Annotated in this window: 21 protein-coding genes and 1 riboswitch; of the genes, 4 read left to right on the plus strand and 17 right to left on the minus strand. The window is 41.6% G+C overall.

Going from position 1 to position 16,534, the window contains the following annotated elements; genetic code table 11:
• Nucleotides 1-508 precede the first annotated feature (508 nt).
• The 13 genes from EIZ58_RS31570 to EIZ58_RS31630 form a co-directional block, all read right to left on the minus strand.
• Entirely contained in the window at nt 509-1,162 is a 654-nt protein-coding gene (locus EIZ58_RS31570) for an HAD family hydrolase (protein ID WP_134705014.1), read from the minus strand.
• A 125-nt stretch (nt 1,163-1,287) separates the two neighbouring features.
• Nucleotides 1,288-1,548, minus strand: coding sequence for an HPr family phosphocarrier protein (locus EIZ58_RS31575; protein WP_167578089.1), 261 nt, complete (start codon nt 1,546-1,548; stop codon nt 1,288-1,290).
• Between the two features lie 19 nt (nt 1,549-1,567).
• Nucleotides 1,568-3,403 carry a PTS sugar transporter subunit IIA gene (locus tag EIZ58_RS31580; protein ID WP_134705016.1) on the minus strand — a complete coding sequence of 612 codons (1,836 nt, stop codon included), beginning with the start codon at nt 3,401-3,403 and terminating at the stop codon, nt 1,568-1,570.
• On the minus strand, nt 3,400-5,514 hold the full coding sequence (locus EIZ58_RS31585; protein WP_134705017.1) for a BglG family transcription antiterminator: 2,115 nt from the start codon (nt 5,512-5,514) through the stop codon (nt 3,400-3,402). The genes EIZ58_RS31580 and EIZ58_RS31585 overlap by 4 nt, the downstream gene beginning before the upstream one ends.
• 120 nt (nt 5,515-5,634) lie before the next feature.
• Nucleotides 5,635-5,907: a phosphocarrier protein HPr gene (locus EIZ58_RS31590; protein WP_134705018.1), complete on the minus strand. Its 273-nt coding sequence runs from the start codon at nt 5,905-5,907 to the stop codon at nt 5,635-5,637.
• A 15-nt stretch (nt 5,908-5,922) separates the two neighbouring features.
• Nucleotides 5,923-6,723: an SDR family oxidoreductase gene (locus EIZ58_RS31595; protein WP_134705019.1), complete on the minus strand. Its 801-nt coding sequence runs from the start codon at nt 6,721-6,723 to the stop codon at nt 5,923-5,925.
• A 37-nt stretch (nt 6,724-6,760) separates the two neighbouring features.
• Nucleotides 6,761-7,126 (minus strand): PTS glucitol/sorbitol transporter subunit IIA, encoded by a 366-nt coding sequence (locus EIZ58_RS31600; RefSeq protein ID WP_134705020.1) that lies wholly within the window; start codon nt 7,124-7,126, stop codon nt 6,761-6,763.
• A 31-nt stretch (nt 7,127-7,157) separates the two neighbouring features.
• Complete coding sequence (gene srlE, locus EIZ58_RS31605; RefSeq protein ID WP_134705021.1) at nt 7,158-8,183, minus strand: PTS glucitol/sorbitol transporter subunit IIB; 1,026 nt, start codon at nt 8,181-8,183, stop codon at nt 7,158-7,160.
• Between the two features lie 12 nt (nt 8,184-8,195).
• Entirely contained in the window at nt 8,196-8,741 is a 546-nt protein-coding gene (gene srlA / locus EIZ58_RS31610) for a PTS glucitol/sorbitol transporter subunit IIC (protein ID WP_134705022.1), read from the minus strand.
• A gap of 31 nt (nt 8,742-8,772) precedes the next feature.
• Nucleotides 8,773-9,201 carry a transcriptional regulator GutM gene (locus EIZ58_RS31615; protein ID WP_134705023.1) on the minus strand — a complete coding sequence of 143 codons (429 nt, stop codon included), beginning with the start codon at nt 9,199-9,201 and terminating at the stop codon, nt 8,773-8,775.
• A gap of 881 nt (nt 9,202-10,082) precedes the next feature.
• Entirely contained in the window at nt 10,083-10,541 is a 459-nt protein-coding gene (locus tag EIZ58_RS31620) for a hypothetical protein (protein ID WP_134705024.1), read from the minus strand.
• Nucleotides 10,505-10,846 carry a hypothetical protein gene (locus EIZ58_RS31625; RefSeq protein WP_134705025.1) on the minus strand — a complete coding sequence of 114 codons (342 nt, stop codon included), beginning with the start codon at nt 10,844-10,846 and terminating at the stop codon, nt 10,505-10,507. The genes EIZ58_RS31620 and EIZ58_RS31625 overlap by 37 nt, the downstream gene beginning before the upstream one ends.
• A 425-nt stretch (nt 10,847-11,271) precedes the next feature.
• Complete coding sequence (locus EIZ58_RS31630; RefSeq protein ID WP_134705026.1) at nt 11,272-12,462, minus strand: MFS transporter; 1,191 nt, start codon at nt 12,460-12,462, stop codon at nt 11,272-11,274.
• Nucleotides 12,463-12,804: 342 nt separating this feature from the next.
• Here EIZ58_RS31630 and EIZ58_RS31635 point away from each other — a divergent pair, with 342 nt between their 5' ends.
• Nucleotides 12,805-13,023 carry an AbrB/MazE/SpoVT family DNA-binding domain-containing protein gene (locus EIZ58_RS31635; protein WP_134705027.1) on the plus strand — a complete coding sequence of 73 codons (219 nt, stop codon included), beginning with the start codon at nt 12,805-12,807 and terminating at the stop codon, nt 13,021-13,023.
• Nucleotides 13,024-13,028: 5 nt separating this feature from the next.
• Nucleotides 13,029-13,370, plus strand: a complete 342-nt coding sequence (mazF, locus tag EIZ58_RS31640; RefSeq protein WP_134705028.1) for an endoribonuclease MazF — start codon at nt 13,029-13,031, stop codon at nt 13,368-13,370.
• Nucleotides 13,371-13,923: 553 nt separating this feature from the next.
• Here the strand turns inward: mazF and EIZ58_RS31645 are convergent.
• Nucleotides 13,924-14,457, minus strand: a complete 534-nt coding sequence (locus EIZ58_RS31645) for an MFS transporter (RefSeq protein WP_205672442.1) — start codon at nt 14,455-14,457, stop codon at nt 13,924-13,926.
• A gap of 16 nt (nt 14,458-14,473) precedes the next feature.
• Here EIZ58_RS31645 and EIZ58_RS31650 point away from each other — a divergent pair, with 16 nt between their 5' ends.
• Nucleotides 14,474-14,584, plus strand: a complete 111-nt coding sequence (locus tag EIZ58_RS31650; RefSeq protein ID WP_370297868.1) for a helix-turn-helix domain-containing protein — start codon at nt 14,474-14,476, stop codon at nt 14,582-14,584.
• A 46-nt stretch (nt 14,585-14,630) separates the two neighbouring features.
• Nucleotides 14,631-14,777: a hypothetical protein gene (locus EIZ58_RS34040; RefSeq protein WP_167578091.1), complete on the plus strand. Its 147-nt coding sequence runs from the start codon at nt 14,631-14,633 to the stop codon at nt 14,775-14,777.
• A 203-nt stretch (nt 14,778-14,980) separates the two neighbouring features.
• Here the strand turns inward: EIZ58_RS34040 and EIZ58_RS31655 are convergent, their stop codons facing one another.
• The 3 genes from EIZ58_RS31655 to EIZ58_RS31665 form a co-directional block, all read right to left on the minus strand.
• Nucleotides 14,981-15,097: a hypothetical protein gene (locus tag EIZ58_RS31655; protein WP_370297869.1), complete on the minus strand. Its 117-nt coding sequence runs from the start codon at nt 15,095-15,097 to the stop codon at nt 14,981-14,983.
• Nucleotides 15,098-15,388: 291 nt separating this feature from the next.
• Nucleotides 15,389-15,838 carry a hypothetical protein gene (locus EIZ58_RS31660; RefSeq protein WP_134705030.1) on the minus strand — a complete coding sequence of 150 codons (450 nt, stop codon included), beginning with the start codon at nt 15,836-15,838 and terminating at the stop codon, nt 15,389-15,391.
• Nucleotides 15,839-16,030: 192 nt separating this feature from the next.
• Nucleotides 16,031-16,234: a hypothetical protein gene (locus EIZ58_RS31665; protein ID WP_134705031.1), complete on the minus strand. Its 204-nt coding sequence runs from the start codon at nt 16,232-16,234 to the stop codon at nt 16,031-16,033.
• 42 nt (nt 16,235-16,276) lie between these two features.
• Nucleotides 16,277-16,364, minus strand: a riboswitch (cyclic di-GMP riboswitch).
• Between the last annotated feature and the right edge of the window lie 170 nt (nt 16,365-16,534).

Here is a 16,534-nt window from a genome sequence, read left to right on the forward strand (position 1 = left end):
CCTTGCCATTCCTTTTAAATGGTTAATTGTAAAAACTATGAATTCGAAATCTCATTCCTCACCTCCCGATAAATAAAAAACGCCTGTTTGACGGATATTTCATCCGTCAAACAGGCGCCTTCACCTAATTTTTTCACTTTTCTCATTTGATTATACTATTCGTTTTTTTTATTGTAAAGGGTTTTAATGAGAAATATATTACAGATAGAATATCCTACCCATTCTCAGAAACATATTCTTTTAATTTATTTGGGAAGCTTTGCATTTCTGGAGGTCTACCTTGTCTTACTAAAATGATTAGTACTTCGTCGATAGCTATGGCGGCCCTGATTTCGGTCATACGTCCCTTCATTTTCGAATCTCAGTCCAGCCATCTTTCTAGGACTCTATCCCAAGAATAAAAAAGCTAACCAAATGTAGCTATTTTGGTCAGCTATTTTTATATTAGTTATTGGTTATTCTCCTTACAAAACACTGGGACCATCTTCTCATCGATTTGGTAAGCAGTTTATTCCGATATTCTCCCGATAACATGTCTTAAACCTACCTCATCCATAGACCCAATCCTCAAATCCACTTCTACGAATTCCAATGATTTAGTCACTTCATTCGGAACGATGACACACTTGAGTCCGGCATCCTTTGCAGCCTTCGCCCCATTGGCTGAATCTTCAAAAGCGACGGCTTCATAGGATTTAACCTCTAAAGCTTCTATTGCGCTTAGGTACAAAGCGGGATCAGGCTTGACTTTTGTTACATCTTCACGGGTTCTAATGACTTCAAAGTAGTGCAAGATATCCAATTGTTTTAGGAACCCCTCAACCCAATCTTTTGAAGAGCTTGAAGCTAGACCGATTCTTAACCCAAGTTGTTTGGCTTCTGCTAAGTATTCTCTGACCCCACCCCTGGTGTTGACCCATTTCATTTTTTTCGTATGCTTTTCTGCTGCTTTCGCAGTAATCGCTGCCCTTTTCTCTTTAGCGTCTATTTCTCCTTGAAAATATTCGGCCAAAAAATCAATATCCGTTCCAATACATTTCAAAAACTCATCCATTGGAAGGTGCAGGTCATGTTCTTGAAATACCTCTTTATATGCTTCATACCAAACCGTTTCCGTATCAATAATTAACCCATCAAAATCAAACACCACGGCCTTAATCAATTTTTTCCCTCTCCTTTGATCGTGCTACCTTAGTTCATTATAAAGGAAAAATATACAAGACAGTTGGTCTACAAATATAAGTTTGTCATCTTCAATTCACGACACGATTTAAGAATAACAAACATCTACTTCCATTCATTTCGAATCAATTCCATTATCCCTTTCATCGCTTCTTCTTCATCTTCTCCATCGATGAGAATGGAAATTTTATGGCCTTCTTTCACTTCCAGCTTCAAAAGACCTAAGGCGCTTTTTCCGGGTACAATTTTCCCATCGCAGCCCACTTTAATATCAGAGGTAAATTCCTGTGCCACCGAGGCCAATTGAGTCGCAGGGCGCAGGTGCAGGCCCCTTTTACTGTTTATGACGAATTCTTCAATCAGCATCTTAACCGAACCTTTCCCTCTAATTAGTAGCCAAACTTTTTTGTATCCTATCATATATTTCTTCCCGTGTCCGAGCTTCTCTAAGACATTGGATCCTTTCTTTCTGTTCAATGATTGTCGCTAACTGTGAAAGAATGGCCAGTTGCCTTTGCCCTTTGATGGCGATGGCGATCACCAGAAAGGCTTTGTTTCCATCCCCGAACTCCACGCCTTCCGGATATTGGCCGATTACGATGCCCGGTTTCCTGATATGATCGCTTTCCGCATCGATGCCATGTGGAAGTGCGACGCCATTTTCAAGATAAGTCGAAAATGCCTGTTCACGCCTTTTCATTTCCTCAATATAGGGAGGATGAACATGGCCCATCCTGACCAAATGCGTTCCAACTTGCTCAATTGCTTCCCATTTATCTTTGGCCTTCTGATGGAGCAGAATATATTCCTTCGTGAATCCTTCCCATTCCTCCCCTGCAGGATTGGTTGGCGCTGAACTCTTCGTTTGCTGTGAGGCAAGGCGAGTGATCAGCTCTTGATAAAAGGAGCGATCACTAAAGGAACGGACCGTGATATGTTCTGCCTGGGGAGCACTGGATATTGCCCGGTCAGCGATATGGGCGGTGGATACAACGAGATCCGCATCGGCTGGGATATCATCCACGGAATAGTGGTCCACCCTTATCTCTAAATTCGCCTGTTTCAGCTTTTTTTGCAACTGGGCAGCTCCCATGGCACTGGACCCCATCCCGGCATCACAGACAAAATAGATATTCTTGATTGACTTGATTGCATTCATAGATTCACTTTCTACGCTCTCAGAGCTATTCATTGCGGATGTATCATTCTCATGTATATTTTCTCGCGAAAGTAAAAACATCGTGCAAACCAAACTGATGATGGAAGAAGCCATCATGCCGGCAATGACCGCCGAATGAATACCTTTCGGAGCCATAGCTAGCAATACAAAGATACTTCCTGGAGATGGGGTAGCCACTAAACCTGCCTGCAAAAGATAAAAGGTCAAATTTCCTGCCATCCCGCCTAAAATTAGCGGAATGATCACGATCGGCTTCATCAAGGCGTAGGAAAAGTAAACCTCATGAATGCCTCCCATCCCATGAATGACCAAGGCGGACTTGACATTTTGCTTTTCCTTCCCTTTCAAATGAAAGTAATACGCCAAAAGCAGACCAAGTCCAGGACCAGGATTGGTTTCTAATAAAAATAAAATGGATTTGCCCAGATGTTGAACCTGATAGATGCCAAGAGGCTCCAAAATCCCGTGGTTAATCACGTTATTGAAAAATAAGACCTTACCCGGCTCGATCACAAGAGCAATAAGGGGCAGGTAGTTGGTTTGGGTCAGTTGTTCAATATAAACATGAATGATGTCCATGACGTGGAGAAAAAGGGCGCTGAGCCAAAAGTGACTAAAGAGGGTCAGAATGATAGCCAGGACTCCTGCCAAAACATTGTGAAGCAGTAATTCAAAACCCATCGGCACCCAATGCTTTAGCCATTCATCCATTTTTTTGATCAAATATCCAACCGCAGGCCCGATGATCAAGGAAGGCAGGATCATGGGAATATTCGGTGGGGTTCCCAATACGACACCGAACATCACGATGGCTGCAATCAGCCCTCCGCGGTGTTCCCCTATTCGCCTCCCCGCTGTATAGGCAAAAAGAACAGGAATAAAATAGCTTAGCATTAGAACCGTGATTTGGTCAATTTCCGGATTTGGGAACCATCCCATCGGTCCAAACAACACTCTCAGTATCCCCATCGTGATTAGGGCAGCAATATTTTGAAAGACAACCTTACTTAAAAATCGGCCCATTCGATTCAGATGCTTCATGCTTTCACCTGTAAAAGTGCATTCGTTTTTTCAAAATATCCCTTCTTTAGAACCGCCTTCATCCGATTTCTTGCTTCTTCCATTTTTCCACTCGTGATCCCTTGAACAAAATCATCATCGGCTAATGCGGCACCAATCTTTCCGATCATCTCTACATGCTCCCGCGGGGAATCTTTGGGGGCCAGTAGAACTAAAACGGTGCAGACGCTCACTCCATCTTCCCAATCTACAGGGGCAGTCAACTGGAGTAGATAAATGGACATTCGGTCGATGGAGCGGCTGCGGATATGAAGCATGGCTAGACATTCTTCCTCTATGACCCATGCCCCCCGTTCCTCTCTTTCCCTAAGCTCAGCCGCCAATGTTGCGGTATCCCCTTGGGGGCGGGCCAACTCTGCCACCTTTTCGATGACTTCATCTTTCGACGCGGCCCCGAAATGAGGCAAGGTGAACATATGGTTTAAAAGCTGAACCATAGCCTCGCCATAACGATTGATTTGCTGAACCGTATCTTCAATCTCCATGTCCTTTTCTTCCATCTTCAGCTTGTCCTTATGAGGTTCTTTTACTCGATTCAGATGACTTTCAATCCGCTGAATGTCCTGTGGAAGCAAAAAAGGATTGACCACTACAACATCCGTCCCTACCGTTTCAAACGGTACCGTGGAAATAATGATATCCACCGGCGGTTTGCTTCGGATCCATTCATCGAGATGCAAGAGGGAAACAATGTCGACAACCTCCACATGCGGGAGCTGCTTTTCAATTTGCGCAGACAGTAGACGGGAGGTCCCCATCCCGCTCGTACACACGAGCAGCGAGCGATAGGACTCTTGTTTTCGCCCATCAGCCCGTACGGCTGCAGCCCCGAAATGCATAGCTAAATAACCTACTTCTTCTTCCGGTATCGAGCATTGCAGATGCTTTTCCAAATAATCGGCAGCCTTTCTGGCAGCACGAAAAATAGCGGAATAATTTTCTTTAATATGACCCAACAGTGGATTGCGAATTTCCATATTTAGCTTAATCCGGTGAATGGCCGATCGGAGATGCGTACTCAAATGCTCGATCAACGAGGCATCAGCGGATAAATTCAGCTTCAACTCGCTTTCAACAATTTGCACCATAGGATCAATGTACTCTTCAATATCATGGGGATAGATGGATGAGGAATACAATCGTTTGGCTTTAGCGCCTAAGAGGTGCATCGTAATATACCCGACTTCGCTCTCCGGAATCTGGATGTCGAGCAGGGAGCTTAATTCTGCAGCCATTAAACCGGCAAACTCGAATTCCTTTGCTTCTTTTAGCTTGTCAAAAACCTCCTGACCAATCGTAATCCGTTCGCCATTCTTCAAACGCTGTATCGCGAGCGCAATGTGGACCACTAAACCCACATACGCACTGTCTGTCATGAGGTAACCCCATTCCTGGGTTTTCTGTACCACCTCTTCAATTTTTTGGATTGTGGCCGGGTCGATGAAGTGAAGCAATCGGTTCTTAATGGATAGCTCAAGCTTCATCTTTTCGGGAGAAGCCTGTGTATACGAGGATAAGACCTCCATCAGCTGCTCCTGACTAAAATGCTGATATAATAATTCAATGATTGCTTCCCGAATGCTTTTTTCGCTTCCCTCAATATAAACGCCAAACCCTTGTTTACGAATGAGCTTAATTTGATGCTTCTCAAACCAAGACTCAATCTTCAGCAAATCATTGCTGATGGTCGCCTCCGTTACGTCGAATTTGCGGCTAAAATAATATAGCTTAGTGGGTTCCTTTAAGGCAAGAAGCATTTGCTTTAGCATGTACTGGCGCTCTTCTGGAGAAAATATTTTCGTAGATTGGTTTATGGTAAGATAGTGAACTAACTTCTTTTTAGCTTCTTCCTCCCCTTCGAGGAATAAGCCAACCCTTGTTTTCTTATTTAAGGCAATTTGGTGAGATTCCAGAAATTGATCGACCCCCGATAATTCCCTTTGAATTGTCCGGCTGCTTATATCAAGCTCATCCGAAAATTCCTTCAACGTAATGGGAGCAGTTGATTGCAGCAATAGCAGAAGAATTTGCTGTTGTCTGGAATTGAGTTGAATTTCTTTCTTCCTGAACACAAAACCACTCCTGACAAAATTTAATAATAAAATGAGTATATCACGATGTTGCCAAACTTAAAGAAAGACCTTTCCTATAACCGGAAAGGTCTTTATATTTTTGGTCATCTTAGATCAGGATCAAGCTTCTCCCAATCCTTCCTTGATAATTACCGCTTCAAGTGCGGCAATAGCGTCCTTCTGATCCATGCCTTCCGCCCTGATTGTAATCTCAGCTCCTTTGGCAATGCCAAGCGACATGATCCCCATAATGGACTTTGCATTCACCGATTTAGCATTATACTCCAAGCGGATATCGGAAACAAATTTTGTGGCCGCCTGAACTAATGCGGTCGTAGGACGCGCGTGTAGACCAGAGTCACTCGTAATCTTAAACACTTTTTTCTCTTCCATGTCTTTTCTCCTCTTTTAGCCTCTAGATTTCCCGCCTGAAACGTTCACGGTCGTACCGGTAATATAGCTTGCCCGATCCGAAGCTAGATACGTCACCAATTCGCCAATTTCCTCCAGCTTCCCAGGACGTCCAAGCGGGATCGATTTGCTGTAATCTGTTTCTAGACCTTCAACGCTCACCCCACGAGTATAAGCTAGAGCTTCATTATAAGCAGCAGTCGTTAAGCCGGTTTGTTCATTAATCCCTGGCGCAATACCGACGACACGGATATTAAATTTCCCCAGTTCTTTCGCCCACGAACGGGTAAAGCCATTGATAGCGCCTTTGGTAGCGGAATAAGCACTTTGTCCGGCAGATCCTTCCATTCCCGCCTCTGAAGAAACATTTATGATAACGCCCTTCTTATTTTGGATCATAACTCTTGCAGCCGCCTGGGCACATAGGTAAGGCCCTTTCTGATTGACAGCAACCATGAAATCAAAATCCTTTTCACTTAACTCATATTCCGGTTTATCGCCGCGGTAGTCTACCAATAAGCGCGGCAAGTTGACACCCGCATTGTTTACTAGAATGTCTATTCTACCAAAGCGCTCGATTACTTGCGCTGCCATACTATCCACGCTTTCTTTCTTGGTAACATCACATTGGATATGGTACGTTCCATCAGGTTGTTCCCCTGTTTGGACATTCATATCGGATACAATCACCCTTGCCCCGTTCTTCACGAGACTAGCCGTTATTTTTGCCCCTATTCCTGACGCACCACCTGTAACAATCGCTACTTTATCTTCGAGTTCAAGCCATGATTCTCTCATTCTGTTTTCCTCCTATATTAAAAATGATTTTACTAGACTATTTTTTTACGATTTGAAGGGATGTGCCCGCCTCCGGAACTAGAAGGTCTGATTCTTCCAGATAAAGCGTCCCTGGCAATTCAGGTGTATCCGAACCATCAAACCTCAAGGTAATATGCCCTAGAGATCCTAAATTCTTTTTCACCGCATCGCCAACCGCTGTGATTTTATATTCTTGATTGCTCAATACTACAACGTCACCTGGCTCAATATCCCCATCAATGTCAGCTATATTTATTAATAAACAGTAATCTGCTAATTCCGCGGGAGCATTGTCCCCGAATAAAATAAACATTTTTTCTCCAAGAAATTCAGCCACAGATGATCCAATTTTCTTAATTTGAGTTTGATAAACTTGTTGCATTCAACTTTCCTCCACTTCTCGTTGTAAGATTTTATTCATATAATCCAAAGCTAGCTAACCACGCAATGAACACAGTCGGGGCTCCCGTCAAGAAACGCGAGTAGAGGACAGAAGGCACTCCCACCTCAACCGTTTCCACTTCAGCCTCTGCTAACCCCAACCCAACTGGTACGAAGTCTGCTGCAGCTTGCGAGTTGATGGCAAACAACGCCGGTAAAGCAAGATGCGGCGGAATATTTCCCTTTCCGATTTCCACACCGATCAACGTCCCAACGACTTGCGCAATGACGGCGCCTGGTCCCAAAAACGGTGATAATAGCGGGAAAGAACATACCAGTGAAATCAAGAGCAAACCAGGAAGTGTTCCTGCATAGGGCGATAAATATTTGGCGAATACGTCACCGATTCCCGATTCGATAATGACACCGATCAGCATGGCAACAAAGGCCATAAAAGGTAAGATGGTTTTAATGACGGTTTCAATCGCGTCACGGCCTGCCTGATAAAATACGCTGACCACGGATCCCATGGCCATTCCGATTTTAGCCATGATGCCGGAAGATTGCTGAGTAATCTTCTTATCTGTGCTATACTTAGGTTTAGGTTTATCTTTTTCAATTTTTTCGGGGGAATTGGATTGTGCTGGTGTTGCCGCACCGCTGTACAATTCAATATCCTCCATCTTCACGCCCGAGACGTAGATGTCCTCTGTAATATGTTTAGCTAAAGGACCGCTTTTGCCTGTTGGCATCACATTGATCGTCATGATTCGCTTTTGCGGGTATAAGCCGCATCGGAGGGTTCCCCCGCAGTCAATGATGACACAAGCCATCTCGTTTTCCGGAACCGTCGTTTTAAAGCCATTGACTAACTCACAACCCGTCAATTTCGCAATCTTCACTGCGATATCCGGCAGCGTGCCTCCCGTAATATAGACCACTTTGTTTCTCGTCTCATCAGGGCTGATAATTAAAGGTCCGCCAAAGCCGCCCGTTCCTGCCTTTACAATAACCGATGGGTATGCAGTTGCTTGAATTGCCAGATTTGTTGCGCTCATCTTTTTCCCTCCTTATAGATCAACCGTTGCTTTGAGCTTGATGCCTTGCTGTCTGGACACATAAGCTGTTGTCAGATCCGTTACCCAGCCTCTTAGGAAGTTGGTCACAATCCCCACTAAAAAGTATCGAATCGCCAGATCGGTCGTTTCTAGTCCTAATTGTGTAATCCCCGCAGCAATTCCTAAGAAGACGAATAGTTCACCCGGATTAACATGCGGAAACAACCCGTTATGCGTATGGCAAGAAAAGGATGCTGATGCATAGTAGCTTGGCTTATATCTCTCGGGCAAAAATCTACCTAGGGATAACGTCATCGGATTAGCCAAGACAAACGTTCCGATTACAGGCAAGACAAAATATCGGGTAAAAGGGTTTTTTCCAGATTTCCTCGCCAAGTTCTCCACCCGATCTTGCCCAACCAGTCGGATGAGGGCATTCATGGCCACCAGCATCATGATCAGGAGGGGAACAATTCCCGTTACCAGATCAACAAAAACTTCTGCTCCTTTTTGAAACAAACTCATAAATCCGCTTGCTAGTTCAGTAATCAAATTCATATCCTATCACCCCTCTAATGTTTAATGGAACTTAATTGCTCTTACTTGGAATAAGCATTTCCAGCCATGTTTTTCGGACTTTGAGTTCACCGCCTTTCGAGATGATCTCATAGCTAGTTAAAGCATCTTGAATGGCAAGTCTTGTTAATTTATTGACTTTACTTAGATCGTCAGTAGTAAGCTTCAATAGATCCTTACCTGCAAACCCTTTCATTTCTTTGACTCTAGAAAACACGGTCACTCCTTGCATCTTTTCTGCTTTTAGAATGGTATTTCTGTGATCAATTGCAAACATGACCACCGTACCTGCTTTAAACAACCCTGTCTTCTTTCCAATGGCAACCCTGCCTAATTTTCTAAGCTCCGCGTATTTTCTATTAAAATGACGAATTTGAAAAAAGCCTAGAACACTTTGGGCAAGCCAAGATAGTCCAATCAATACAATTACATACCAGATCATCACTATCCCCCTTTTAATTGACGACAAATTTGAATTTCCCTTACAAGCATTATTATACACGAGATAAATGTCGAAATGTTCACAGACATATAAAGCCTTGTCACAAATGATATGACGACATTATTTAAAAAACAAATAGACCATGGGAATCCCATGGTCTGTTTATACCTACTAAATTTGTTCATTCCTTAAATGTCCCCAAGCCAGAAGATAATGACTTTGGGTTATCTTATTTCCTTAGCCATGTAACAATAGACAAGATAATCACCAAACCAAACATAAAAATCGGCAGAGCCCCATTCTGCTCACACAGAATGGGGCTATTATTTAACATCTATTTTATTAATCTCACTTTATAAACATTAAATTTTTCGTTTTAGTCTTAAAGAGTGGTAGAAGGAGACTACTCTTCGAATTTGGCTACCATGTCGTACATATGGATAAAGAGGAGAACTAAGTGGCCTTTCTTTTCATTTACTTCTCAGATAGGTAAACAGTATGAACTATTTACAGGCTCTTGGTGTAAACGAAAAGATCTTACATGTATTCTTTTATCGTTATGTTTCTTTACGGTAATAAGAGGCGGTATACTAGAGCAGTGGACCTGAGGAAGCAAACTCCTACGTCAAAATACCTAAACTGTGCTGTGGTTTATCGGATCCACAAAAAACGGAAGTATGCCGAAGGTGCTAATACGAATAGAGAGGACGATTTTGAAGGACGGAACATAAGAAAAAGAAAAGAACGGATCAAGGAATTCGTAAGAAGGAATGAGATCCTGACCGTCGGCTGGTTACATGTCCAAAGTCCGATCCCGCTCGATAATCGGAAAATCATATATTGATAAAAATATGTTATATTTAGCAGATTTGAAAAGTCTCCTACTTATCGTTTTTATCTTCTGGTTTCATCGTAATCATTTTAACAGTGCCAACAGTAGTGGTAGTAGTGGGCGGTGAAACAAGTTTCACAACTTGTTTACAATAAGTCTCGAGATGGGGAAGGTAGCCAGCTAAGCGATTTTTTAATTCACTAAAGTTATGGTCAAAATCTATAAGCTCATGTACTAAGTCGTTGCGTAAATCACACATCTCCGTGATAAGAAAATTGGTTGGAGAAGGTAGCGTATGATGATGCTTCATAATTTCACGCATAGTCTTCTTGTAACTATACTTAGAAGTGTCTTCCCTGGAAGTCGCTAACTTCCCGTTATAAATCTCCTTGCTTGATTCCACAAAATGCCCAAACCAAACAATTATTCTTTCATCCAAGTGGTTGGTTTTTACAGCATTTTGCAAATTAGTTAAATCTGATTGAAGTAACCGTGCGATTTTTTCCATTGCTGTTTCTCCTCATAAACAGGTTGAATATAGTCTCTTTTTATTTCACCAACTCGCTCGGCAGACCAATTATTAATTATTGAGGTGGAGGCGAAATCACCGTTAACGCCATTTTGTTCCAGAAATTGATCTACTTCATAAGCTACTTCTAATTCCTTTTCTCTACTATAGGTTGCTAACTCTACGTAAATTTTCACACGATCGTCCACGTTGATGGTGTTCTCAAAGATCGAGGCTTTAATCCACGAGTCTTTTATGTCGGGATGATTACGTAGAAATTGGCATAACTCCGATAACCTTAGCATTGGGGAACCTCCTTGAGTTATTGTGTGATTTGTATCGTTTACTGCTCTGCCGGAGTGATCGTACAGTTTTCAGTAACAGTAAGAACGTAACTTGTTTTCGTAGCACTTACTAACAAAGATATCACAATAAGTTTTTAACCCGCAATGTCCGCAAGTAAAATGTTTACATTTGCCCTTTTCAAATTGTTAATGGATGATAGTCCAGCCGCCCCCTAGATGTGTCCATTAACTTAGCCTTTATGACTACCGAGGCGCAACCGTATTTCTGATCGATAGTAAGTAATTCGTACCATTGATATTACTGCCTCGATGTTCAACACACCTCCCACATGCTTACGAACCTTTTTTACTTCAGTTACATAGAGTGCCGTATTGCTAACGGCCGGTAGTTTCCCACAATCTATTTATCCTTCCGTACCTACTCCTTACTCACCCGGAACCTTAATCACTAAAGATAAGAAGAAAGACACCACTAACACACTCGCGAGAATAAAACATACCAGATTAAAATCACTGATCCTAAGCATGATGGGCCCGATGCTTGCTCCAAGGAATAAAATAAAGGTATAAATCGTGACAGCTATACTTCGTTCTTTCTGCCCTATGGTTCCTATGACTTGAATCATGACTGGAATTACCATCGAAAAACCAGATACGAAGATAACCGTAGACACGATGATGAAAGACAGATTGGATGTCGCCCCCTCCATCAAAAGTCCAATGGCAGCAATAACCAGTCCAAGGTTAAGCACCTTTTTCAAGCCATGTTTTCTTACCATCGGTCCCGTAAAGAAAGAAAATCCCACTCCGATGATGCCAATGAACCGTACCCAAAGGATTTCCATCGTATCTAGCCCATACTCTCTCGTTAAATATCCCCCAAAGGATGCATACATCCCTACAAAGCAAAAGAACAGGGTAATGGCAATTACATACCCTTTGATAAGTTCAACATTACCTAAAACCTTCATGATTTGATTCCCAAAGGATGAGCGTTCAGCACTGGCTTTGATCCTTATATCCTTGGGAAGGATGCTCCAAGCAATCATGAACATGATGAAATAGATCAAAGAAAAAAAGAGAAATACATAGTTCCACTCTATCATTTTTGTAATCCAGGAACTAAAGATCTGTCCCAAGATTCCAGAAAAGGAGAAACCGGCGCTGATCGAAACAATCGTCAGTCCTCGTTTTTCAAGGGGAAACACTTCAAATACATAGGTTAAAGCAGCAGGAGCGAAAGTGGCTGCAAGGAATCCCTGCAGGGCTCTGAGAATAATGAAGAACTTTAGTTCTTCCATAAAATAAATAATGCCGGTAACAACGGATAAGGCTGCCAACCCGTAAACCATAACCTGCCATCTGCCCAATCGATCCGATAGGGGTCCAAAAAGGAGAAAACCGATGGAATAAAAAAGAGTGAAGGAACTTGTAGCCCAACCGATGGCTGCTTCCGGAACGGCAAAAAAAGTGGATAATTCCCCGATAATCGGCAACATCGTATACACATTACAAACCACAAAAAAACCTGTAAGGGACAAAACAAGCATAGCAACCGTGTAGTTAACGGGTGATATATCCAATCGAAGTTCTTCCTTTAATACCTGCCTTTGCATGAATGATTACCTCTCCTATTCAAAAAATAAAATATTATCCAACCCTTCTTTCTATTATGATAATAATAAGAGGATAATTCCAATTGAACTATTCTTGGATTTTCTTTTCTTTTCTAAAGAAACTTTTTTAGTTCTAATCTTTGGTTCATCTTTTTCCTTCTTGTAAAGAAACAGGAGAACCAGGGTACTCCCGAGGAAGTGTTCTCCAAACGGCAAAGCGCTCCGCACTTTACCTTCCAACAGCAGTAGTGCCCTACATGAGGGAGTATCCCTGAAGTAAGAATTTACATATTTTGCATCATTGTATACACTTTGTATATACATTCGTGGGAGGTGAAAATCGTGTTACAAGTCCAAAAATGGGGCAACAGTTTAGGTATTCGAATTCCCAAGGCTATTGCCAAAAAAATCGGCCTGGAAGAAGGTTCTGAAATTGATTTGGATATTGAAGACGATAAAATAGTAATTAAACGTAAGTCAAAAAATTTAAACGAACTATTGTTAAAAATAACCCCTAAAAACATTCATAAAGAAGTTTCTACAGGTGATGTAGAAGGTTGAGAAACATGGTAGAAAAGTACGTTCCAGAACAAGGCTATTTAATTTGGTTGCAGTTTAACCCTCAATCCGGACACGAACAGGCGGGAAAAAAACCCGCTTTGGTCCTCTCACCAGCATCTTATAATGGTAAAGTCGGGCTATCATTGCTTTGTCCTGTTACTTCAAAAATAAAAGGATACCCCTTTGAGGTTATTGTTCCACACGACCTCCCCATCGAAGGCGCTATTCTTTCTGACCAAGTTAAGAGTCTTGACTGGCAATCACGAAAAGCGATATTTATTTGCAAAGTGCCAGCCGAAACGTTAGAGGAAGTTATTTCAAAAATTAGTTTGTTAATATCTGATTGAAAATGCCGTCTTAAATCCGTAATTGAGAAGTTTCGCTTTAAATTCTAAATAAATGGATAGATTCAAAATCAGATCGAAGATCACTTCTTAATTTCAAGTTAGCGGTTCCCGTAAAAAACAAACGAAATCAAACTTCAAAAACACGGAATATCTTCAGAAGTTCAACGAAGCACGGAATGATCATCATCCCTTTACTTAATAGGAAAACCTCAAGGTGACAGCCCTCACCTTGAGGTTTATTTTATTTCTGTCATTTTTTCTACCGCGTACTTCAGCCCTTCACGTCCGGTTCCACATTTTTGGTGGAATACCCTTCCACAGTATTCGAATGATAAGAAACTAGAATATGAATATCAATTTAAGGGAAAACTCACTGTCCAAATCATAGCAATTATAACAGGATATAGTTAAAGCTAAATAGCGAAATGGAAGTGACCAACACCGTTGGTTGCTTGATCAGAGCAAATAGAGGTGTTGGGGTATCGGATTTGCTAACATGAGACTTAGCGGGTTCCCGACCTTTCGAAATTTCTTCCAGCTCCCTTTTAGAAACCTAAGGATGGGATGAAGGGTCATCCGTAAACATTCGGTTCCAGGCGATCGTCCACAACAATCCGATCACAGCCAGAACGATAAAAGCATATTCCCACCCCCAATAAATGGCCATAAAGTCTACCACCGGACCGGCTATCGCGCCGCCTAGAGGACCGCCCGCTTGATTCATGCCTACCGCCCGGGCCCTTTCCCTGATTGGAAACCAGTTATTCACCGCTTTATTGGGTTCTACGAACGCGGAAGCCGACCCGATGATAGCAATCAGCCACATCCAAAAAACAGCCTCTGGACCACCAATGGAAATGGCCAACGAGACACCTGCTAAATTGCCTGTTCCAACACGTGAGGCTGTCCTTAGGGCAAAGGCTCCAAAAGCCGAAACCCCCTTGTCGCCTTTACTCGAATCTACCATGCCATCCCCTAGCAAGCGCACCATTTCACCTATAAGTCGAAGTTGTACAAACTTGGTTTTAATAGTGAAATAAAAACCAGCAATAACTAGCAAAGCAATGATTACATAGGTCCATAAGATATCATTACATTACAATATTGCTAAAAGTACGTATGCAGGGTACGGGTCGGGATATCGGGAACCTTCATTAGAAACTATCAGAAAGCTTGCGGATCTATTGGAAACATCAGTTGACTATATTTATTAGAGAGAATGGATGACCAACTTTCAATCCCAAAGTAGAAGAAGTCAAAATGAGCAATCCTCTTGAGCTAACAGATGAAAATTCATTTGTTTCCGTTCAATTGGCCGTAGATGGTGAGCCTATGTCACAGGATGAACTTCACCAATTCATCGCTTTTATCCGAGCTAAACGCCAAATTGAGCGAAAAGGGATTTAAATAATGGTTCATTAATGATGAAGTATAAAAAGGGGTTATGTGCGATTGAAGCACTTGTATTTTTTGGACGAACGCTTTATTTCTGACTTCATTATTCTCCTTCTCGTATAACATTTACTGGTCCCTTCCCCGGCTAACAATCCCTGATAGCCGAAAAAAACAGACCTCCTTGAGGTCTGCATCGACGTTGATTTATGAATTTTTCATTTATCTAAATGCCTATTAAAAAAGTCTAACAATGTTTGACCTAAAGCAGTAGCAATATATCCTTTACCATCACATTTAGGGCATGCTTCACCGTTTATTGTGACCTTTCCCATTACATTCCCAACACTGCTGTTCCAAATCGTCCATTGCAATAATGGTCACTATAAATCTACACCCCAGTTCATGTTTTACCTTAATATACCACAAACTTCACATTATTGTTTTCTCACAATCCTCCTAATACTGATATCGGAATAACAAACATGGCCTGCTTCGACACTATTCATTGTACATCATAGGATATGGCTTAAAATTCTGCTTTTGAAAAATGTAACACACATCAGGCATTGCGTTTCCTAGATCATGGTTAAATCGTCCATCCTGTTAGGATCATCCATTCCCCTTTATTTCTCCATCCAGCCGACATTGAGTATGAAATACTGTTCAGCTCCAGTTAGATTGGCGATGCAAAAGGTAACGGACTGTCCAGGCATTACTATGAATCTCCCTTTATAATCCCTTCCTGCAATTCCATTATGAGAAAAATATGTATCAATTAGATCCCCTCCAACTATAGGATTGGCATCATGAATGATCATCTGAGCAGATACATCACTTGAATAATCATACGAAAACCTTTCTGAATTGAACTTTTGCAATGGAACTCCTGTGGCTAAAATAGCACAATCTTCCTGAACTTCAAGGCAGTAATCACTGGAACCACTTGACTTAACAGCCCCCAAATATAATGTTTTATTTGATATCAAAGGATTTACCATTTGTAAAATAATGGTTCCGTTTTTTTTGACAGACTGCCTCCCCGTTGTTACAATATAAAATCTAGCTTCCCCCATGTTCTACTCCTATTGGTTATTTTTTCTATATTATAGTATTCAACAAGAGTATAAGGAAACTCCTTCCTTTCTTCTAAAAAATATGAAATATAACAAGAAGAAAAACAGCTGCAAGTCACCTAAATACATTTAGGTGACTTGCAGCTGTCTTTTCATTGCACATTAGGAAAGCAGGGAAGTACTCTGGATTGCTCAGCGCTTACTAAGCAATGCTTTAATATTTCTATACGCTTCAGACAAAATGACCTCCATAATTTCAATTTCCTTAAGAGTTAAACCATAGTCATTCATTAACTGATGACGGAACTCCATACTAATAAGCTGATTAAAATTGTTGGAATCCATTCGCATTAATTCAATGATTCGTGTCACCTGTTGTTCGGTCAAAATACTCAAACTTACCCTCCATTCGAATAAAGGGGACATTTGCATTGTTAAATCGGCAACTGGCTGGCTTATCGGTTTAACCAACTTAGCCCCTTTAGCTTTGCGTCATCACCTTTCAGTGATTTTGCCCTTTTCTTCATTTAATTGTAAATTCTATAAGTAATAAATCGATTTTTGAGTGGGTGCTTTTACCCATTTTTAGTATATTACGTCAGGCAAATAGAGTAAATGTCTACTTTTGAAAATGAATACTTTTTTACTTCTAACGTAATCCCTTTTAGAGGCCCCACTTGCTGGTTCGATTTCCCA

The organism is Ammoniphilus sp. YIM 78166 (assembly GCF_004522215.1).
GTDB lineage: Bacteria > Bacillota > Bacilli > Aneurinibacillales > RAOX-1 > YIM-78166.